18 protein-coding genes are annotated in these 20361 nt (G+C 66.6%); 8 read left to right on the top strand and 10 right to left on the bottom strand.

All coding sequences use genetic code 11. The features are described 5' to 3' along the window. Positions 1–47 precede the first annotated feature (47 nt). From ABIC16_RS17415 to ABIC16_RS17385, 7 genes are all read left to right on the top strand, one after another. Complete coding sequence (locus ABIC16_RS17415; RefSeq protein ID WP_277967922.1) at positions 48–1331, top strand: cation:proton antiporter; 1284 nt, start codon at positions 48–50, stop codon at positions 1329–1331. A gap of 127 nt (positions 1332–1458) precedes the next feature. Next, a complete protein-coding gene (locus ABIC16_RS17410; protein WP_431358353.1) occupies positions 1459–2586 on the top strand; it encodes a DUF47 family protein in 1128 nt (375 codons plus the stop codon). 11 nt (positions 2587–2597) lie between these two features. Next, positions 2598–3611 (top strand): inorganic phosphate transporter, encoded by a 1014-nt coding sequence (locus ABIC16_RS17405; protein WP_277967920.1) that lies wholly within the window; start codon positions 2598–2600, stop codon positions 3609–3611. A 1-nt stretch (position 3612) separates the two neighbouring features. Further along, positions 3613–4584 carry a 2-hydroxyacid dehydrogenase gene (locus tag ABIC16_RS17400; RefSeq protein ID WP_354292033.1) on the top strand — a complete coding sequence of 324 codons (972 nt, stop codon included), beginning with the start codon at positions 3613–3615 and terminating at the stop codon, positions 4582–4584. Continuing rightward, on the top strand, positions 4574–5368 hold the full coding sequence (locus tag ABIC16_RS17395) for an AAA family ATPase (protein ID WP_354292032.1): 795 nt from the start codon (positions 4574–4576) through the stop codon (positions 5366–5368). Before ABIC16_RS17400 ends, ABIC16_RS17395 begins: the two co-directional genes overlap by 11 nt. 98 nt (positions 5369–5466) lie before the next feature. Continuing rightward, positions 5467–6465, top strand: coding sequence for a sterol desaturase family protein (locus tag ABIC16_RS17390; protein ID WP_354292031.1), 999 nt, complete (start codon positions 5467–5469; stop codon positions 6463–6465). A 60-nt stretch (positions 6466–6525) separates the two neighbouring features. Next, positions 6526–7146 (top strand): hypothetical protein, encoded by a 621-nt coding sequence (locus tag ABIC16_RS17385; protein WP_354292030.1) that lies wholly within the window; start codon positions 6526–6528, stop codon positions 7144–7146. Between the two features lie 18 nt (positions 7147–7164). Here ABIC16_RS17385 and ABIC16_RS17380 read toward each other — a convergent pair whose 3' ends face one another. From ABIC16_RS17380 to ABIC16_RS17335, 10 genes are all read right to left on the bottom strand, one after another. Beyond that, entirely contained in the window at positions 7165–8064 is a 900-nt protein-coding gene (locus ABIC16_RS17380) for a Vgb family protein (protein ID WP_354292373.1), read from the bottom strand. A 94-nt stretch (positions 8065–8158) separates the two neighbouring features. Continuing rightward, positions 8159–9043, bottom strand: coding sequence for a sterol desaturase family protein (locus ABIC16_RS17375; protein WP_354292029.1), 885 nt, complete (start codon positions 9041–9043; stop codon positions 8159–8161). A gap of 183 nt (positions 9044–9226) precedes the next feature. Next, entirely contained in the window at positions 9227–11011 is a 1785-nt protein-coding gene (atzF, locus tag ABIC16_RS17370; protein ID WP_354292028.1) for an allophanate hydrolase, read from the bottom strand. After that, the gene (uca, locus tag ABIC16_RS17365) at positions 11008–14619 is read right to left on the bottom strand and encodes an urea carboxylase (protein ID WP_354292027.1); all 3612 of its coding nucleotides are present in this window, start codon (positions 14617–14619) and stop codon (positions 11008–11010) included. The genes atzF and uca overlap by 4 nt, the downstream gene beginning before the upstream one ends. Beyond that, positions 14616–15248 (bottom strand): urea amidolyase associated protein UAAP2, encoded by a 633-nt coding sequence (locus ABIC16_RS17360; RefSeq protein ID WP_354292026.1) that lies wholly within the window; start codon positions 15246–15248, stop codon positions 14616–14618. Before ABIC16_RS17360 ends, uca begins: the two co-directional genes overlap by 4 nt. 10 nt (positions 15249–15258) lie before the next feature. Further along, positions 15259–16077 (bottom strand): urea amidolyase associated protein UAAP1, encoded by an 819-nt coding sequence (locus tag ABIC16_RS17355; protein ID WP_354292025.1) that lies wholly within the window; start codon positions 16075–16077, stop codon positions 15259–15261. Then, positions 16077–16520 carry a CopG family ribbon-helix-helix protein gene (locus tag ABIC16_RS17350; RefSeq protein ID WP_354292024.1) on the bottom strand — a complete coding sequence of 148 codons (444 nt, stop codon included), beginning with the start codon at positions 16518–16520 and terminating at the stop codon, positions 16077–16079. Before ABIC16_RS17350 ends, ABIC16_RS17355 begins: the two co-directional genes overlap by 1 nt. 54 nt (positions 16521–16574) lie before the next feature. After that, positions 16575–17357: an ATP-binding cassette domain-containing protein gene (locus tag ABIC16_RS17345; protein ID WP_354292023.1), complete on the bottom strand. Its 783-nt coding sequence runs from the start codon at positions 17355–17357 to the stop codon at positions 16575–16577. Beyond that, complete coding sequence (locus tag ABIC16_RS17340; protein WP_502958360.1) at positions 17354–18166, bottom strand: ABC transporter permease; 813 nt, start codon at positions 18164–18166, stop codon at positions 17354–17356. The genes ABIC16_RS17345 and ABIC16_RS17340 overlap by 4 nt, the downstream gene beginning before the upstream one ends. Before the next feature lie 13 nt (positions 18167–18179). Further along, positions 18180–19262, bottom strand: coding sequence for a putative urea ABC transporter substrate-binding protein (locus ABIC16_RS17335; RefSeq protein WP_354292021.1), 1083 nt, complete (start codon positions 19260–19262; stop codon positions 18180–18182). A gap of 157 nt (positions 19263–19419) precedes the next feature. On the opposite strand from ABIC16_RS17335, the gene ABIC16_RS17330 reads away from it, so the two are divergent. After that, on the top strand, positions 19420–20325 hold the full coding sequence (locus tag ABIC16_RS17330) for an MBL fold metallo-hydrolase (protein ID WP_354292020.1): 906 nt from the start codon (positions 19420–19422) through the stop codon (positions 20323–20325). Positions 20326–20361: the final 36 nt, after the last annotated feature.

Raw genomic sequence — 20361 nt, 5'->3', positions numbered from 1 at the left:
ATACACCGTGCTGCCGCGACGGCGTGTTTGCAACGGAAAGACCCGTCATGATTGCCGCTCTCGGGTCACCCGATCCGTACATTCTCATGCTCACCGGCTTCGGCTTGCTGACCGCGCTCGTCGTGTGGTTGCCGCTGGCGCTGCGCAAACTGCCGCTGTCGCTGCCGATCGTGTGCATCGCGCTGGGGGCGGCGCTGTTCTCGTTGCCGGAAGTGACGCTCAAGCCGCTGCCGCTGCTTTACCCGGAGGTGACCGAGCGCTTTACCGAATTCGTCGTCATCATCGCGCTGATGGGGGCGGGGTTGAAGATCGACCGGGTGTTCCGCTGGAAGGACTGGACCGTCACCTGGCGCCTGCTGGCGATCACGATGCCGCTCGGCATCCTGGCGATTGCGGTGGTGACGGCGTGGGGAATGGGACTGCCCTGGGCGATCGCGCTGCTGCTCGCGGCCAGCCTTGCGCCAACCGATCCCGTCCTGGCGTCCGATATTCAGGTCGGGCCGCCCAAGAGCGAGGATGAGGACGAGGTGCGGTTCGGGCTCACGTCCGAGGCTGGCCTCAACGATGGTTTCGCGTTTCCGTTCGTCCATCTCGCGATCATGCTCGCCGCCGCCGGGGCGAGCCGGCCGTGGGTGGGGGAGTGGCTGACGTACCGGGTGGTGTGGGAGATCGGCGCGGGGATCGGCGTGGGGTGGGCGATCGGCCGTGCCTTCGGGTGGCTGACGTTCCATGTCCCGGCGCAGACCAAGCTTGCCCAGACCGGCGACGGGCTGATCGCGCTGGCGGCGACCTGCATCTCTTATGGTTTTACCGAGCTCCTCCACTGCTACGGTTTTCTCGCGGTGTTTGTGACCGCGTTGACGTTCCGCGGCACGCACCGGACGCACGACTTCCACCACGACATGCACGACGTGACCGAACAGATCGAACGGCTGGCGATGATGGTGTTGCTGCTGCTGTTCGGCGGCGCGCTGGTGAGTGGGCTGCTGGCGTCGGTGTCGCTGGTGGACGTGCTGATCGCGCTGGTGATCCTGCTGGTCATCCGCCCGATTACCGGGTTGATCGGCTTGACGGGGCACCAGGCGGATCGCTCGGAGAAGCTGACGCTCGCGTTCTTCGGGATCCGCGGGGTCGGATCGATCTATTATCTCGCGTACGGGCTCAACCATATCGAGGTCGCGCAGGCCGAGCGCCTGTGGGGGCTGATGGGGCTGGTCGTGCTGTTCTCGATCGTGCTGCACGGGCTGACGGTGACGCCGATCATGCGGCTGCTCGACCGGCGGCATGGCCGCGACCCCGACAAGGACGCCCCGCCCGCCGTGGTCGCGTAAGGCTGCGCCCGAACGGGCATCACCGTCGCAGGCCTGCATGTGGCAGCGGATGGCCGCGCGATTGGTGCAAAAGCATTGGCTGCGCGGGCGCGCTTCGATACGGTCCCTGCGCAAAGGGAGCCTTGTTATTCGTCAAATTGCTGCTCTGCCGTATCGCACCGACGGGACGAAGATCGATTCGCCGGTGCGCGTACTGCTCGTCACGTCGCGGGAAACCAAGCGCTGGGTGATCCCCAAGGGCAATCCGATGACCGGGATGCTGGCGCATGCGGCGGCCGCGGTGGAGGCCCACGAAGAGGCGGGCGTCAGCGGTCTCGTCTGCCCGACTCCGCTGGGGTCGTATCGCTATCGCAAGCGGAAGGGGAACGGCGCGTCGCTGATGCTCGACGTGGACGTCTTCCCGCTGGCCGTCACGCGCGAGCTCGATTCGTGGAAGGAGCAGTCGCAGCGCGAACGGCGCTGGTTTTCGCTGCCCGATGCCGCCAATGCCGTCGACGAAAGCGACCTGAGCGACCTCATCCGTTCCTTCGGTCCGTCCGAATTCAAAACCGCCGCGCAACGCAATGGTGTGCTGGCAACCGTAGCCCAGAAATCGAAAGTCAGTCCGATGTTCGCCTGGTTCCAGCGTCTGCTTCCCCGTACGGGCAATTTCTTCGAGCTGTTCGAGGCCCATGCCGTCGCGATCGGAGCGGGGGCCGACGCGGTGTCCCGCTTGCTGCAGGGCGAATCTGGCGCCGCCGCGGACCATATCCGCGAGGTGATCGAACGCGAGCAGGATGCCGACAACATCAATCGCGAGATGCTGCTGACGGTGCGCCGCACCTTCCTCACGCCCTTCGATCGCGGCGCGATCACCAGCCTGATCGGCGCGATGGACGATTCGATCGATGAGATGCAGGCCGCGGTGCAGGCGATCGATCTGTACGAGGTGACCAGCTTCACCCAGGAGATGAAGGACATGGCGGCGATCATCGTCGATGCCGCGCGGTTGACCGCGGAAGCGATGCCGTTGCTGCGCGACGTCGGGCGCAACGGCGCGCGGTTGCACGAGCTGACCGAACGCATGGTGCGCATGGAGAGCCACGCCGACGAGATCCACACCAACGGCGTCAAGCGCGCGTTCAAGGAAATGGGCGCGACCGATACGCGCGGGTTCATCGTTTCGCGGGAGGTGTACAAGCATCTTGAACGTATCGTCGACGCGTTCGAGGACGTTGCCAACGAAATCGATGGCATCGTCATCGATCACGCCTGAACGACCGACAGATGTACAGTCTCGCCTTTCCGCTGCTCGTCGGCCTCATCGCGGTCGCGCTTGCGTTCGATTTCCTCAATGGATTGCACGATGCGGCCAATTCGATCGCGACGGTCGTTTCGACCCGGCTGCTCAAGCCGGTCCATGCCGTGCTGTTCGCCGGATTCTTCAATTTCGCCGCCTATTTCCTGACGATCACCTTCCCCAGCCTGCACGCGGTCGCCTCGACGATCGGCAAGGGGCTGATTGCCCAGGAACTGGTGACCCCGGCGGTGGTGTTCGGCGCGCTGGTCGGCGCGATGTTCTGGAACGTCGTGACGTGGTTGAAGGGCATTCCCTCCTCGTCGAGCCACGCGCTGGTCGGCGGGATGATCGGATCGGGAGTCGCGCATGCCGGCATCACCGGGGTGCAGTGGAGCGGATTGAACAAGACGCTGATCGCAATCGTGCTGTCGCCGGTGCTCGGCATGATCCTGTCGATGCTGATCATGCTGATCTCGAGCTGGTTGTTCCGGCGCGCGAGCAACCGCGTCGCGGAACGTTCGTTCCGCGCGCTGCATCTGATTTCGTCGGGCGCCTATTCGCTTAGCCACGGCCTCAACGATGCGCAGAAGACGATGGGAATCATCACCGTCTTGCTGTTCTCGACCGGCTATCTCCACGGCGATTTCGAGGTGCCGCATTGGGTCGCGATCAGCTGTTACGTCGCGATGGGGCTCGGCACGCTGACGGGCGGGTGGAAGATCATCGAGACGATGGGATCGCGGATCACCAAGCTGTCGCAGCATCAGGGGTTCAGCGCGTCGCTCGGTGGATCGGTGATGGTGTTTGCCGCGTCGCTACTCGGGATTCCGGTGTCGACGACGCACACGATCACCGGGTGCATCATCGGCGCGGGCGTCGCGCGGCGCGCATCGGCGGTGCGCTGGGGCGTCGCGCAGAACGTGCTGGTCGCGTGGATCATCACCATCCCGGCGTCGGCGGCGGTCGGCGCGCTCTTCTACCTGCTGACGACGCTGATCTGAGGTGACCGATCGCCCCCGCATCCGCGTGAGCCGGCGCTTGCCGCAAGTCGTCGAACAGCGCCTTGCCGAGACCTATCACGCGGTCTTCAATCCCGGGGACGTCGCGCTGACCAGCGCAGACTTGCGCGATGCGATGCGCTCGTTCGATGCGATCGTGCCGACGATCACCGACCGGATCGATGCCGATCTGCTGGCGACCCCGGGGCGGCGCGTCCGGGTGATCGCCAATTACGGCGCTGGCGTGGAGCATATCGACGTCGCCGCGGCCGCGGCGGCCGGGATCGCGGTCAGCAACACCCCCGGGGCGCTGACCGAAGCGACCGCGGAACTCGCGATCCTGCTGATGTTGATGGCCGCCCGTCGCGCCGGCGAGGGCGAGCGCGAACTCCGCGCGGGGGAATGGACCGGCTGGCGCCCGACCCATCTCGTGGGCCAGTCGCTCGAGGGGTGCACACTCGGGCTGATCGGCTTTGGCCGCATCGCCCGGCGCACCGCGGCGCGCGCGCGGGGTCTGGGAATGCACATTCGCTATTTCTCGCGTAGCCCGGTCGCGCCCGACGTCGAGGCGATGCTGGGCGCGACCCGCGCCGCATCCGCCGAAGCGCTGGTGGCGGAGGCGGATGTCGTGTCGCTGCACATCCCCGGTGGCGCGGCGACGCATCATTTCCTCGATGCCGCCCTGCTGGCCAAAGCCAAGCCGACCGCGATCATCATCAACACCGCGCGCGGAACGGTGATCGACGAGGCGGCGCTGGTGGCGGCGCTGGCGGAGGGGCGGATCGCGGCGGCGGGGCTCGACGTGTATGAGAAGGAGCCGGCGGTGAGTGCTGCGCTTCTGGCGAGCCCGCGGACGGTTCTCCTGCCGCATCTCGGCAGCGCGACGCGCGGCGCGCGCGCGGCGATGGGGATGCAGGCGGTCGACAATCTCGACGCGTTCTTTGCGGGTCGCGCATTGCCCGATCGTGTCGCCTGAGGACATTCTCGCGACCGCGATCGAGCGCGCGCTGGAGCAGCCCCGCCGGATGCCGCTGGTGCTCGGCCTGTGCGGGGCGCAGGGGAGCGGCAAATCGACCGTCGCGGCGGCGCTCGCGGCGCGGTTTGCGCATACGGTCGTGCTGTCGCTCGACGATCTGTATCGCACGCGACGGGAACGGGCGCAGCTTGCGCGGGATGTCCACCCGCTGTTGGCCACGCGCGGGGTTCCGGGGACGCACGACGTTGCGCTCGGGCTGGCGACCTTTGCGCAGCTCGACGCCGGGGAAGCGCCGCCCTTGCCGCGGTTCGACAAGGCGACCGACGACCGCGTCGATCCCGCGCGGTGGGCCGCGGCGCCCGGGCTACCGCAACTGGTGATTTTCGAGGGCTGGTGTGTCGGTGCGCGGCCCCAGGATGCGGCTGCGCTGGCCGATCCCGTCAATGCGTTGGAGCGCGATGAGGATCCCGCCGGCGTCTGGCGGCGCTACGCCAATGCCGCGCTCGCCGGCGCGTATCAGCGGCTGTTCGCGCGGATCGATCTGCTCGCGCTGCTGCGGGCGCCGCGCTGGACACAGGTGCTGGCGTGGCGGCTGGAGCAGGAGAAGGCGCTGCGCCGCTCCGGTGCGCACGGCGCGGGGGTGATGTCCGACGACGAGGTTCGGGCGTTCGTCCGTCATTACGAGCGATTGACGCGGCATATTCTCAAAACGATGCCCGATTATGCCGATCTGGTGCTGCAGCTCGACGATGATCGGACCTGCATCGCCGTGCGCGGCGGCTGACCGTCGGTCCACGCGCCGTGCGATACGTCCAATGACGTATCCTGCCGACTCGACCGCTTCGATACCGTGACCGCAATGCTCGATTCACGGGAAAACATATGACGGGAACGCGCGTAGGCAATCGGGTGATCGGTGCGCAGGCCCCGGTCACGGTCGGTTGGGAGAATATTCCGAAGGTCGAAGGCGGCCCGGTAAAGCAGTTCGTCTTTACCTGGTTCCAGCCGGCCATGCTCTTCGCGCTCATCGCCTTCTGGTATTATGCGCCCAATTCGATTGCCAAGGCGTCGACCGCGGTCGCGATCGGGATCGGCTTCAAGGCGCTGCTGCTCGTGCTCGAATGGGTCAATCCGCGCTTCGACAGCTGGCGCCTGACCTGGAAAGAGGCGGCGACCGACCTGTTCTACGTCGCGATCGGCTATACGATGCTGCGGCTGTTGGACGGGTATATCGGCGACGACGTCATGATCGACTATGTCCAGAAGGCGCTGCACTGGGACAAGTTCGCCTGGTTCATGACGCTGCCGTTGCTCGTACAGGCCATCCTGATCTCGGTGCTGTTCGATTTCGGGCAATATTGGATGCATCGCGGGATGCACAATTGGTACCCATTGTGGGTGACCCATGCGCCGCACCATTACATCACGCAGCTCAACATCAACAAAGGCGCGGTCGGCAATCCGGTCGAGCTGTTCCTGATCGGGCTGGGGATCGGCGGTTTCTTTGATTTCCTGCCGCGTGCGGCGCTGCTTGCGGGCACGTTCGGCCTAGCGGTTAGCGTGTATCAGCACATCAACGTCCGGTTCAACACGCCGCGCTGGTGGCGCTTCCTGTTCAACACGACCGAGCATCACAGCGTCCACCATTCGCAGGACTTCGAAGCCAGCCGCAGCAATTATTCCGGGACCTGGATCATCATCGATCGCCTGTTCGGAACGTGCGTGGACGGCGAGGCGGAGCTGCTCGGGATGGAAGGCGGACGCCGCATGTCGATCCGCGAAACGATGGTCTATCCGTTCGCCGAGGTCGGCAAGTCGATCAAGCACAGGCTGGGACGGCGGAGCTCGGACGACCAGCCAATCGCCGTCCCGGCCGAATAAGCGATGGCGTCTTCGAGAGCCTTCGCATCGGTCGAACCACCCCGCCTTCGAGGATTTCCGGTGAACCTGCGCTTCCTCGAATGGATCTGGCATGTGCGGGGTAGCGTGGCGCTGCCGTCCGATGCTTCGCGGGACGCGGTGTTCGACAAGCTCGATCCGGTCTTCCGGCAAACCGGGACGAGTTTCGACCGCGTCGGCGACACGCTGGTGTTCCGGAAACGGGATCAGGCGGCACAGGACAAGATGTCCGTCTTCGACGAGGGCGTGCTGACGCTCGAACAGCGTGCGTCCGGCCCCGTGCTGCGGTACGATCTGGTCAGCCGTGCGCTGCTCTACTGTTTCCTGGCGCCCTTGCTGTTCCTTGCGGTGGCGCAGCTGACGATCCTGCTGAGCGCCCACCAGAAAGCGGTTGCCGAAGCGGCGGAGAAGGCGGGTACCGCGCCCAAGAAACCGGAAAAGAAGGTCTTTCCGCTCAACCCGATCGACAAGGCGCTGGGCGCGCCCGCACCCGAGCCCCCCAAGAAGAAGGGGAAGGACAAGAAGGCCGACGATGCCAAGCTGCCGTCGCCCACACCGGCCTATGTCTTCGCCGGGATCTTCGCCGTGCTGTACGTGGTCGGGCGGATTCTCGAAGACCGGCTGGTCAATGCGCTGTTCCGCAAGCGGGTGTCCGCCGCCTAGCGCGGCGGTTCCGCCGCTTCAGCGATCGATCGCGGCAGGTTTGCGCCACCAGGATAGCGTGTGGAGATCATGCGCGGTCGTCCACACCCCCGCCGGCGTATAGCGCAGCGCCCCGCTGCCGGAGGCGGTGCCGACCCGCGCGCGCACCGCGAGCGATGTGGGATCGATGACGGCGAACGTCTGGCCAGCGGTGGTGCGGAGCCACACCTTGCCGCCGCCGGCATCGATGTCGCCGTATTTAAGCGTTTCATCGACCTTGACCCGGCCAGTGACCGCAGCGCTCACCGGATCGACGCGGGCGACGGTGCCGTCGCCCTGTTCCTGCACCCAGACCGCGCCTTCACCGGCGACGAGGAACCCCGGCGTCCGGCCGAGCGGCGTCTTCGCGACGACGCTGTTGGTGTGCGGGTCGATCTTCTGCAGCGTCTGGCTGGTCCCGCTCGCCGCCCAAAGCGCACCGAAGCCGAACGATAGATAATCGCTGTCGGGATCGACCCGGACCGAGGCGATGACCGCGTTCGTCGCGGGGTCGACCCGCGCGATCGTCCCCGTGGCGGCGCTGCTGACCCAGATCGACCCAGCCCCCGCCACCACGTTCAGCTCGCCCTTGGGGTTGCCGATTCCGGTCGGGATCGCGACGGACAGCTTTGCGGTCTTGAGGTCGATCCGGTTGAGCGTGCGGTCCTTGCAATCGGCCACCCACAGCGAGCCCGCGAAAATCGCCATCGCGCCACAGGGATGCGCCATCGCCACCTGTGCGAGCTTCTTGCGCCTCGACCAATGCTCGACGCGTCCGGCATTGGTCACCCACACGGTCTTGCCGTCGACCGCGAGGAAATCGGCGAAACCGGGAACGGTGAGGACCCGTTCGTGCGGCGCCGCCGCTGCGGCCGTTGCAAAGGCGATGCAGCCACCGATGACTGTCGCGACTGCCCAATGTTTTTTCAGATCGACCTCCAGGGAAAACGAGAATGGCGTGCGCGGCAGGCCGATGCCGCGATGGGATGCTGGTTCAGTTTGCAACCGATGCGGATTTGCGCTGCTTTTCGGCCATCCGCGCGATCACCGGGCGAGCGGGGAACACCATCTGTTCGCGGATGGTCAGCCGCTTGCGGTCATCCTGGCCCACGACCGCGGATTCGCCCTCGCGATAGGTGCCGAACAGCCGGTCCAGCAGGATCAGCGAATTGGCATAATTGCAGCGCGTATCCTCATAGCTGAGCGCGGTGTGATGCAGGCTGTGGTTGCGGATGGTGGTGAAGAACAGCGCGTACCAGCGCGGCGGATCGGCGCGGACGTTGGCATGGGCGAACGTCGACACGACCCCGAGCACGTTGAAACCACAGAAGATCGCCGCCTGCGGAAGATCGAACAGCGCGACCAGGCTGAGGCTGATCAGGAACAGCTCGATCGGATTGCCGACATAGCCCTTCATCGCGTTGAGCTGCGTGATGTGATGATGCGGCGCGTGCGTCGACCACAGGAACGCATTGTTGTGCATCAGCCGGTGCATCCAATATTGACCGACTTCGACGACAAGGATGACCAGTGCGACCTGCAGCACGAACGGCACGTGCATCGCCCATTCGGTGTGGATGCCGAGCGCCTGCTTGATCGCCTTCAGCGGTGCCTCGGCGAAGGTGCTGGTCGCCCAGGCGATCGCGGTCGAGCCGAGCACCATGTAGAACAGGTCGGTGCCGAATTCGCGCAGGTTGAGGCGCCACGCGGCGTGGCGTTCGTAGATCCATTCGAGCGCCAGGACGAACGCGGTGGTCACTGCCGTCGCCGCCAGAATCGACCACGGGCTGTTGATCCAGTCCGCCGGACCGAACGCCCAGAACAGGACGACCGCCGCAACTGTCGCGGGTGGGAGCAGATTGAACACCGTCTTCGTCATCGACCGCAAACCCCGTTCCTGTTGCTTTCGAGGAGTGGCTCACCCGGCTGAAGGCGGAGGAACCGACGAGCGGGGCGGCCCGGCCTGGGAGGATCGGCGCGACGCCCCGCTCTAGCCTATCTTAAACGGTCGCGCCGCGCGGGCAGGTGGACAAATGACGTAGCACGCGCGGCTTTTGCCCCCTCAGCGACCCCGCGTGACATAGGCGCGCCAGCCGCCCAGCCCGGTGATGTCCTCGGCACCGGCGGTCGCGCGGGCTTCGGCGACGAAGCCCTTGACCGTATTGCCGTCCGCCAGCGTCACCGTGCCGATCGCGAGCGGGGGCGGTACGTCCACGACGAAGCTGCCGAACGCGGCCACGTCGAGTTCGTAGATCTCCACCGCGATCGCCGCCCCACTTTCGTCGCCGCTGCCGGTGTGGACGAGCGCGGGCTTGGGGGGAACGCTGTCCGCCATCGCGTACAGGCGATAGCTTGGGGCGGTGTGGGTCGCCTCCACGAACACCGCCTCGCGCGAGGTGAGCTGCCAGTGCAGCGGCATGTCCTTCAGATGCGCGCCGACGACGGCGAGTTTGACGGTCTGCATAAGGCCCTCCAGGTCCAGGGGTGGTGGCGCGGCGAGATCCGCCCCGCCGAGATACGCATCGCTCGCCGCTAACAGCGCATGGTCGGTTCCGGCGGGGCCGATCAGCGTGATGCCGAAGCCGGTGCGATTGTGGCGGGTGCCCGCGGGAACCGCGATCGCCGCCATGTCGAGCAGGTTCACGAAATTGGTATAGGCGCCGAGGTTGCTGTTGAGCGCGATCGGCGCGGCGCGCATTTCGGCGATGCGATAGGTCGTGCCGGTCGTCGGCAGGACGATCAGGTCGATCGTCTCCCACAGCGCATCGGCGGCGCGACGTAGCTCCGCGAGCCGGTAGATGCCGTTGAACAGGTCGACCGCGCGCAGCTCGAGCCCGCCTGCGACCACTTCGCGTACGACCGGGTCGAGATCGTCGGGGTTCGCCGCGAGCACCGCTTCGAGCGCGGCGGTCCGTTCGGCCACCCACGGGCCGCCGTATAGCAGTTGCGCGGTCTCGTTGAGCGGGGTCATGTCGATTGCGACGATCTCCGCGCCAGCGCTGGCGAGCCGATCGAGCGCGCGATCGTACAGCCGTTCGGATTCGAGGTCGCCGAACCACGGCCGTTGATGCGGGAGCGGGACCCCGAGCCGCTGCGCGGGGCGGGGGCGGTCGGGGAGCGTGACGGAGAACGGATCGGACGGATCGAACCCGGCGGCGACATCGTCGACGATCCGCGCATCCGCCACCGACGCGGCGAGCACCGTGATGCAATCGAGCGTGCGGCACGCCGGGACGAGCCCGGTCGAACTCCAGCGTCCGCGCGAGGGCTTGAACCCGATCAGATGGTTGAACGCCGCGGGTACGCGCCCCGATCCTGCGGTGTCGGTCCCGAGCGCGAACGCGACCAGCCCCGCCGCGACGACCACCGCCGACCCCGAACTGGAGCCGCCGCTGACATAGGCACGGTTGTAGACGTTGGTGGGCGCGCCGTACGGGCTGCGCGTGCCGTTGAGGCCGGTGGCGAACTGGTCGAGATTGGTCTTGCCGATGCAGATCGCCCCCGCCGCAATCAGCCGCGCGACGACCGTCGCGGGCGCATCGGGGCGATAGGCGAAGCTCGGGCAGCCGGCGGTTGTATCGATCCCAGCGACGTCGATATTGTCCTTCACCGCGAAGGGCACGCCCGCGAGCGGGAGATGCTTGCCCGCCGCGATCCGGGCATCGACCGCGTGCGCCGTCGCGAGCAGCGTCTGCGCATCGAATCGCGCAATCCACGCTTGCGGCTGGATGGCATCGTAGAGGGCGATCCGCGCCAGAACGTCCTGAATCACGGTAACGGCGGAACGCCGCCCGCTGGTGACATCGGCGGCAATCGCGGTCGCGTCGAGCCGCGTCAACGCGCTCATGCCGCTGGCCGGAAGGCGAACATCGGGACACCCGGCTGGATCGCTTGGCGTTCGGTGACGTAGACCGCCTCGATCGTCCCGGCGCCGGGGGCTTCCACGGGGAATTCCATCTTCATCGCCTCCATCACCGCAAGTTGGGTTTCCGGCCCGACCACGTCGCCCGGTGCGACCAGCAGTTTCCACACGACGCCCCCGAACGGTGCCTCGATGCAGTCGGTGCCGTCGGGCAGCACGATCGCGGCATCGGTGCTGCGATCGGCGTCGCCTTCGGTCAGCGCGGCGACCCGGTCGAACTCGCCGCGCCGCGCCCAATCCGCGCGTTCCTCGTCGAACGCGGCTTGGCGGTGCTGCTGGAACGCGTCGATCGCATCGGCATTGTCGGCGAGGAACGCGCGATAGTCGGCCAGCCGGAATTCGGTTTCCTCGACCCGGATCGCGCGGCGACCGAGCGGGAAGTCACGCCGCCAGTCGACCAGATCGTCATGACTGACCGGGAAGAAGCGGATCTGGTCGAAGAAACGCAGCAGCCACGGCTTGCCATCGACGAACGCGTCGGTCTGGCGGTGCGTGTTCCACACCTGGATCGTGCGGCCGAACAGCTGATAGCCGCCCGGTCCCTCCATCCCGTAGATGCACATGTACGCCCCGCCGATCCCGACGACGTTGGGCGGGGTCCAGGTGCGCGCCGGATTGTACTTGGTCGTCACCAGCCGGTGGCGCGGGTCGATCGGGGTGGCAACCGGCGCGCCGAGATAGACGTCGCCCAGCCCCATCACGAGATAGGTCGCGTCGAACACGATCCGCTCGACCGCGTCGACGTCGTCGAGCCCGTTGATGCGGCGGATGAACTCGATATTGTCGGGGCACCACGGCGCGTCGTCGCGCACCGCTTCCTGATATTTGGCGATCGTCTCGTAGATCGCGGGGTCCTTCCAGCTGAGCGGAAGATGGATGATCCGCGACGGAATCGTGAAATCGTCGAGCCCGCCGAGCCTTTCCTCCGCGGCGACGAGTGCGGCGAGCGCCGATGCCTGATCGAGCGCGATCCCGTCGAAATGGAGCTGGAGCGATCGGATGCCGGGGACGATGTCGATCACGCCGGGCAGCGCGATCCGCTCGAGTTCGATCATCAGCGCGTGGATTCGGATCCGCAGCTCGAGATCGAGCACGATCGGGCCGTATTCGACCAGGATGTTGCGGTCGCCCTGCTGGCGATAGGTCACGCGTGGTCGCCCGTTAGCGGCGGGCAAGTCGGCGAGGATCGGGGACTGATCGCCGGTTTCCTGGGCCGCACCGTCTTGGACTTTTTCGGCCAGTGGTGCGCCACCCTCCAGCCATGCCGATTGCAACGTCGCAGCGTCGCTTGCCGCCTCTGCTGTGACGACCGCGAAGCGCACGCTGTCGCCGGCGGCGAGTTGTCCGATCTTCCACAGGTCTGCTGCGATGATCACGAACGGACAGACGAACCCGCCCAGCGACGGGCCATCGGGCCCGAGCACGATCGGCATGTCGCCGGTGAAATCGATCGCGCCGATCGCATAGGGGTTGTCGTGGATGTTCGACGGGTGGAGCCCCGCCTCGCCGCCATCCTGCCGCGCCCAATGCGGCTTGGGGCCGATCAGGCGGACGCCGGTGCGGTTTGAATTGTAATGGACCTTCCACAGGGACGCGGTGAAGGTTGCGATGTCGTCGGGCGTGAAGAAATCGGGTGCGCCGTGCGGGCCGTAAAGCACGCGCAACGTCCAGTCGGTCCCGATTGCAGGAATTTCCGCGGCCGTGGGCACGGTGTCGGTCGGCGCATCGCCCAGATGCAGCGTGTCGCCCGCCACCACGCGGCGCGCGGCATTGCCGCCGAATTCGCCGAGATCGAAGGTGCTGCGGCTGCCGAGATAGGCCGGAATGTCGAGCCCGCCGCCGACCAGCAGATACCCGCGCACCCCGCCATCGCGGACGCGGCCCATGGCAAGCGTCTGCCCCGCCGCGATCGCGATCGGCGCGTTGCGTGCGACCGGGACGCCGTCCAGCGTCGCCCCGAAATCCGCGCCGGTCAGGCAGATGCTCGCGGCGGTGTTGAACAGGATCGTCGGCCCGGTTGCGGTGATCTCCAGCCCCGCCAGCCCCTCGGCATTGCCGAGCAGCCGGTTGCCGAGCCGGAACGACAGCGCATCCATCGGTCCCGACGGGGGCACGCCGATCGCCCAATAGCCCTGGCGGCCGGGGTAATCCTGCACGCTCGTGGCGGTGCCGCCCGACAGGATGCGCAGGCTACGCGGGTGATAGACGACCGTGTCGAGCGCGCGGGTCGACACGTCGCCCGACGTGAAGGCGGGCGTGCGGACGACGTCGCGCAGCCAGCGCAGGTTGGTCTCGATCCCGGTGATCCGGGTCTGGTCGAGCGCCGCCTGCATCGCCAGCACCGCCGCGTCGCGATCGGGCGCGGTGACGATCAGCTTGGCGAGCATCGGGTCGTAGAAGCTGCTGACCTCGGTCCCGCTCGCGACCCAGGTTTCGACGCGCACTTCGGGGAAGACGACCTCGGTCAGCTTGCCCGAGGTCGGGCGATAGTCGAGCGCCGGGTCTTCCGCATAGAGCCGCACCTGGATCGACGCGCCGTGCGGTTCGCGCGGCGGGGCATCGAGGAACGCGGTGTCGCCCGCCGCCGCTCGGATCATCCATTCGACCAGATCGATCCCAAGCACTTGCTCGGTCACGCCGTGTTCGACTTGCAGCCGCGTGTTGACCTCGAGGAAGAAGAAGTCGCCGCGCACCGCATCGTACAGGAATTCGACCGTGCCGGCGGATCGATAGCGCGCGGCTTCCCCCAGACGCACCGCCGCCGCGATCAGTCCCGCGCGCACCGCGGGATCGAGATTGGGGGCAGGGGCTTCCTCGACGACCTTCTGGTTGCGCCTTTGCAGCGAACAGTCGCGTTCGCCCAGCGCGATGACCTTGCCTTCGCCATCGCCAAAGATCTGTACCTCGATATGGCGCGCGCGTTCGACATAGCGTTCGAGGAACACACCCGCGTCGCCGAAACTGGCGGCGCCCTGGCGCGCGACCGTGGCGAAGCCGTCGCGGATTTCGGCGTCGTCGCGACAGATCCGCATCCCGATACCGCCGCCGCCCGCCGTCGCCTTGAGCATCACCGGATAGCCGATCTCCGCCGCCGCGCGCGACGCCGCGTCGACGTCGACCAGCAGATCGGATCCCGGTGCCAGCGGCACGCCGTGCGCGACCGCGAGCGCCCGCGCGCTGTGCTTGAGGCCGAATGCGCGGATATTGTCGGGGGTCGGCCCGATGAAGACGATCCCGGCCTCGGCACATGCCTCGGCAAAACCCAGGTTTTCCGCGAGGAAGCCGTAGCCCGGATGAATCGCCCCCGCGCCGCTTTCGCGGGCGGCCGCCAGGATCGCCGCGATGTCGAGATAGCTCTCACCCGGCGGCCCGGCGCCGATCCGGATCGCGAGATCCGCTTCGGCGACGTGCAACGACCCCGCATCGGCGTCGGAATAGACCGCGACCGAGCGCAACCCCATCTGGCGCAGCGTGCGGATGATCCGGCAGGCGATCGCCCCGCGATTGGCGATCAGGACCGTGTCGAAGCTCATGCCGTCACGATCATGCGGACGGGGGTGGGGTTGAAGCCGTTGCACGGATTATTGATCTGCGGGCAGTTCGACACGACGACGATCACGTCCATCTCCGCGCGCAAGTCGACCGTCAGGCCGGGGGCGGAAATGCCATCGACGATCCCCAATGCGCCATCGGGCTCGACCGGCACGTTCATGAAGAAGTTGATGTTCGACACCATGTCGCGCTTGCCGCGACCCGCGCGGACGTTCGCGTCGAGGAAATTGTCGACGCAGGCGTGCTGCGCCTTGGTGTGGTGGCCGTAGCGCAAGGTGTTGGACTCGCACGAACAGGCGCCGCCGATCGTATCGTGATAGTCGACCGAGGTGGCGGTGATCGTCATCATCGCGCGGCCTTCGTTGGAGAGCAGGCGCGCCCCCGTGCGCAGGAAGATGTTGGCCTGCGCCGCGATCGTGTCCTGCGCGCTGTAGCGTTCGGCATCGTCGTCGGCGGCGTAGAGCAGGAAGTCGACCGCCTGATTCCCTTCGAGATCGACGATCCGCAGCGACTGCCCCGCATCGACGCGGTGCATCCAGGGGGCACGCGCGGCGACGACTTCGTCGTGCAGCACCGTGCCGTCCAGGCCTTGGAGCATTTGATCGGCCATCGTCTGCCTCCTAGCGGCGGTAATAATCGTCGACGTTGAGGAAGGCGCGGCGGCCCTCCGGCGTCGCGGTGCGGATCGCATCGTCCGGCCCCGCGATCGGCCCGCGCCACGCGGTCGCGCGCAGTGGCGTCACACTCCACGGCCGGGAATCGAGCACGTGCGGGCAATTGGCGATGACCAGGATCAGGTCCATCTCGGCGCGCAGCGTCACCGCGCGGCCCGGTGCGAACGGTCCCAGATCAGGGACGGTCGCGCCATCGGTGGCGATCGTCACGCCCTTGAAAAGATTGATGCACGGATGGACGTCGCGCCGCCCCAGCCCATGCTTCGCCACGCCGAGCAGCAGCCGGTCGCGCGCATTGGGGAAGGGCCCGGCATTGCTGCCGTCGCCGTACGCCCGCGCATTGGACGCCGCGTTGGAGGCCCCGCAGAAGGCGTCATGCGTCTGCGCATCGTCGGACATGATGCTCATCAGCACGCGGCCCATGTCGGACAGCAACAGCTTGCCCGCCCCGAGATACGCATTCCACTGGATCTTGACCGTATCGGCGACGTTCAGCCGCTCGGTCGGCATCTCGGCGTTGAACAGCTGGATCGACGCGCATGCATCGCCGTCGAGATCGATCAGCCGTGTGATCGACCCGCGTGGCAGACGCCGTGAGGCATAGCCACCGGCGGCGATCCGTTCTTCCCACAACAGATCGTCCGCCAAGACGCCCTCGGGCAGATCGTTCGCGACCGGCGGCAGGATCGGCATCGCTTCCGCGACGCTGCCTTCCATCGCGCGGGCATGCGCGCGCGCGGCGAGGGGATCGTTGAGCGCGGCCATCAGGCGGGTTTCCTCGACTTGGCCCCCTTGAAGCTGACCTGCTCGTGGAGCGGCGGCAACAAGGCGGTGGTGGTGAACAGGCTGATCTGCTGGACGCCGCGCACCTTGCGCAGCGCATCGCACAGGTCGCGCAGCCGCGCCGCCGGGCCCTGCACCAGCAGCACCTCGAGCGACTGGTCGTCTTCAAGGAAGACGTGCTGTGCGGAAATGACTTCCTTGAGATACTCGTGCTGGGTCTGCGCGAGCAGTTCGCGCACCCGGCCCATGTTGGAGCGATAGACCAGCGTGATCGTGCCCGCGAGCAACGCATCGGGGTGCGTCGCCTCGCCATGTTCGGCGAGCGCGTGGCGGATCAGTTCGGCGATCATCTGCGACCGCGATGGCAAGCCGCGCTCCTGCACCATCACGTCGAGTTGACGGTACAGGTCGGTCGGCAAGCTCATGCTGAGCCTTGAAAGGCCGGTACCGGGGGCTTCGTCTGTCATACGCAATCAGTCTCAGTTATTAACATTATCGTCAATCGTAATACTGGCAGTATGCGCAGTTTCTGCGGCGACCCGGCGATCGAGCGTCAGATCGTAGACCGCGGTCGCGCCGTAGCGGTGCGGCGCGTGCGGATCGTGCCGTCGCTTGTCGAGCGTCAGCACGCGCGTCGCGAGTGTGAATGCCTCGCTGATGTCGTGCGTCACCATCGCGATCGTCAGCGCCTGTTCGCGCCACAACCGCGTGACGAGCACGTGCATGTCGGCGCGTATCCCGGGGTCGAGCGCGCCGAAGGGTTCGTCGAGCAACAGGATGCGGGGCCGCTTGACCAGCGCCTGTGCGATCGACAGTCGTTGCTGCATTCCGCCCGACATGTGCGCAGGGAACACGTGACCGCTATCGCCCAGGCCGACCGCCGCGAGCATCGCATCGGCTTCGTCGAGCGCGATGCGGCGCGCCCGCCCGAACAGCCGCCCGGTGAAGGGCGCGGCGGCGCATTCCAGCCCGAACAGCACGTTGTGGCGCGCATCCAGATGCGGGAAGATCGAATAGCGTTGGAACACCACGCCGCGATCGGGCCCGCACTCGGGCTTGAGCGGGACGCCGTCGAGCAGGATCCGGCCACGCGTCGGCACTTCCTGGCCGAGCAGCAGGCGGAGCAGGGTGCTCTTGCCCGCGCCCGATGGCCCGACGATCGAGACGAAGGAGCGTTCGGCGATGTCGAGGTCGACGCGTTCGAGCACGACCTTCTCGCCATATTCGACCCAGACGTTGCGGAGCGACAGCATGCTGCTCATCGCGCGCCATGCGCCCAGGCGAAGCCACGCTGGCTGATCTGCCGCAGCACCCAGTCCATCGCGATTGCGAGCAGCGCGATCCACGCGACATAGGGGAGGATGATGTCCATCGACAGATACCGCCGGACGAGAAAGATCCGGTAGCCGAGCCCGACATCCGACGCGATCGCCTCCGCCGAGATCAGGAACACCCATGCCGGCCCGAGCGACAGCCGCACCGCGTGGATCAGCCGCGGCATCACTTGCGGTAACGCCACCCGCAGCGCGAGTTGCCAGCTGCTTGCGCCGAGTGTCTGCGCCTTGATCATCTGTTCGGTCGGCAGCGCCTCGACATGCGCGGCAATGTCGCGGATCATCAGCGGCAGGATGCCGATGACGATCAGCGCGACCTTGGCGGATTCTCCCAGGCCGAACACGATGAACAGGATCGGCAACAGCGCGACCGGCGGAATGACCGCGATCGTCGTGACCAATGGCCCCAACGTCGCGCGCACCGCCGGCAGCAAGCCCAGTACCAGGCCCGCCAACAGCGCGGAGATCGTCGAGATCCCCAGCCCGATGCCGAGCCGCTGCAGGCTCGCGAAGGTATCGGACCAGAACAGCCGTTCCCCGGTCATCGCATCGGGCAGCATCACCAGCATCCGCATCGCGGAGACCATCGCTTCCGGCGTCGGCAGGATCTTGTCCGCCGGGTTCAGGGCGTGGCGACTGGCCGACGCGATCAGGTACGCCAGAACCAGCAGCAGCAGCGGCGTCGCACCGAGCATCGCCGCCACACGTCGCGTCGGCCGGATGTTGACCAGTCGCACCATCGCGCGCGCCTTACAGCTTGCCGTCGGCGGCGAGCTTCATGAACGTCGGATCGAAGCGGAGCTTCACGCGCGCCGGGTCGCCGAGCGTCTTGCCCGAAGGAAACGCGATCCCGATCGCATCGGGGGAGGTCGCCCCCGGACCGAACAGCCCCTTGGAGAAACTGAAATCACGCACCCGCGTCATCGTCGTGACGAGCTCCGGCGCGGTCGCTGCTGCCACGCCCTCCGCCGGGGTGGCATAGAGATGCGTGGTCGAAAGCTGTGCGTCGAACGAGGCGGGGGTCGATCCGGCCAGCTGCGCCATCGCGGCGCGCGCGGCTTTGCCCTGCGCATCCTGCCGCTGCATCAGCGTGATCGTCTCGTACCAGATCCCCGCCAGCGCCTTGCCGAGATTGGGGTTTGCGGCGAGCGTCGCCTTGTCGACCACGAGCAGGTCGAGGATCTCGCCCGGGATCTTCGACGAATCGAACGCGAGGGTCGCGCCGGGCGCCTTTTTCATCTCGTTGAGCTGCGGGTTCCAAGCGACCGCCGCGGTGACGCCGGGCGACGCGAACGCGCCGACGATGTCGGCATCCGCGGTGTTCACCGTCTTCACATCGGTCAGGGCGAGGTTGACCGTGCTCAGCGCGCGCGCGAGCAGATAATGCGACACCGACAGTTCGACCAGATTGACCGTGCGGCCCTTGATTGCGGCGAGCGACGGCGCGTTCTTGAGGACGATGCCGTCATTGCCGTTCGAATAATCCCCGACGATCACCGCGGCGGTGTCCTTGCCCCCGGCGGCGGGGATGGTGAGCGCGTCCATGTTGGTCACCGTCACACCGTCGAGCTTGCCCGCGGTGTATTGGTTTACCGATTCGACGTAATCGTTGACCTGCACGATATCGATCTTGATGCCGTATTTGTCGGCCCACTTCTTCACGATCCCGGCGCGCTGTGCGTACGGCCAGGGCATCCAGCCGGCATAGATCGACCAGCCGATCTTGAATTCGGTGCGCGGCTTGGCCGGGGCGGCCGGTTGTCCACAAGCGGTCAGCAGGAGCGCAGCGGCGACCAGAGTCGCGGTGGAAGCCTTGTGGAACCAGTGCATCATAAATCGTGTCTCCACAAAGAGTTACCGCCGCAGTCCAGCATTAGCACGATGATTGCAATATTACGTTTGATCCAATCAGTAATAAACCATACTGTCGTCTCGTACGAAGCGCCATCCCTTTCGTACGCAGAATCGTTGCTCGAACAGGAGATCGATCATGGCAGCTGGGTATCGCGGGATGGGCCTCACGGTCGCACTGGCGGCGCTGCTCGCGGTCGGTCCGGCGAAGGCACGGGAGGTGCATCCCTTCGCGCATTGGATCGACGGGACCCATGCGGGCGAACCGCAGACCCAGGTGCAGCGCTACGACGCGGACACCTTCGTGATTCGGCAGTCGGTCCGGACCAATTTCGAGGCGCCGTTTTTGTATCTGCTGTTCGGGCGGGACCGAGCGTTGCTGATCGACACCGGCGCGGGCGGGCTGGACATCCGTCCCGCGGTCGACGCGGTGATCGCACAATGGCTTGCCGCGCATGGCCGGGGATCGATCCCGTTGGTCGTCGCGCACTCCCATAGCCACGGGGATCATCACCAGGGCGACGGCGCGTTCGTCGGCCGTCCCGATACCGTGGTCGTCGGACTGCAACCCGCGGAGGTCGCGCGCTTCTTTGGTGTCGCGCACTGGCCGGAGGATATCGCGACCTTCGACCTTGGCGGACGCGCGCTGTCGATCATCCCGACGCCAGGGCATGAAGCGGCGCACATCATGGTGTACGACCCCAAAACACGCCTGCTGTTCTCGGGCGACATGCTGTATCCCGGTCGCCTGTATGTTCCGACCGACCAGTTTCCGAGTTTTGTCGCGAGCGCCGATCGGCTGGCGAGCTTCGCGAAGACCCATCCGATCAAGGCGCTGCTGGGCGCGCATATCGAAATGACCAACGTGCCGGGCAAGGACTATGCGATAGAGGCCGCCAGCCATCCCGCCGAACACCCGCTCGAATTGCCGCCGAGCGCGATTGCGCGGTTGCAGGCGGCGGTGCACGGCATGGCGGCGAACCCCAAGCGGGCGAATGCCGGAGACTTCATCGTCTTCCCGCGTCCGCCAAAGGCGCTGCCGTGACGGGTGCCCCAACTCTACGGCACCGTTGCACGGTCT

Source organism: Sphingomonas sp. PvP055 (assembly GCF_040546365.1).
Taxonomy (GTDB): domain Bacteria; phylum Pseudomonadota; class Alphaproteobacteria; order Sphingomonadales; family Sphingomonadaceae; genus Sphingomonas; species Sphingomonas echinoides_A.
This window is presented reverse-complemented; position numbering and strand designations above follow the sequence as displayed.

Excerpts from the sequence above, each read along its gene's own strand:
- ABIC16_RS17415 (WP_277967922.1), top strand. The coding sequence starts at position 48 with ATGATTGCCGCTCTCGGGTCACCCGATCCGTACATTCTCATGCTCACC.
- ABIC16_RS17405 (WP_277967920.1), top strand. The coding sequence starts at position 2,598 with ATGTACAGTCTCGCCTTTCCGCTGCTCGTCGGCCTCATCGCGGTCGCG.
- ABIC16_RS17390 (WP_354292031.1), top strand. The coding sequence starts at position 5,467 with ATGACGGGAACGCGCGTAGGCAATCGGGTGATCGGTGCGCAGGCCCCG.
- ABIC16_RS17375 (WP_354292029.1), bottom strand. The coding sequence starts at position 9,043 with ATGACGAAGACGGTGTTCAATCTGCTCCCACCCGCGACAGTTGCGGCG.
- atzF (WP_354292028.1), bottom strand. The coding sequence starts at position 11,011 with ATGAGCGCGTTGACGCGGCTCGACGCGACCGCGATTGCCGCCGATGTC.
- uca (WP_354292027.1), bottom strand. The coding sequence starts at position 14,619 with ATGAGCTTCGACACGGTCCTGATCGCCAATCGCGGGGCGATCGCCTGC.
- ABIC16_RS17360 (WP_354292026.1), bottom strand. The coding sequence starts at position 15,248 with ATGGCCGATCAAATGCTCCAAGGCCTGGACGGCACGGTGCTGCACGAC.
- ABIC16_RS17355 (WP_354292025.1), bottom strand. The coding sequence starts at position 16,077 with ATGGCCGCGCTCAACGATCCCCTCGCCGCGCGCGCGCATGCCCGCGCG.
- ABIC16_RS17350 (WP_354292024.1), bottom strand. The coding sequence starts at position 16,520 with ATGAGCTTGCCGACCGACCTGTACCGTCAACTCGACGTGATGGTGCAG.
- ABIC16_RS17345 (WP_354292023.1), bottom strand. The coding sequence starts at position 17,357 with ATGAGCAGCATGCTGTCGCTCCGCAACGTCTGGGTCGAATATGGCGAG.
- ABIC16_RS17335 (WP_354292021.1), bottom strand. The coding sequence starts at position 19,262 with ATGATGCACTGGTTCCACAAGGCTTCCACCGCGACTCTGGTCGCCGCT.
- ABIC16_RS17330 (WP_354292020.1), top strand. The coding sequence starts at position 19,420 with ATGGCAGCTGGGTATCGCGGGATGGGCCTCACGGTCGCACTGGCGGCG.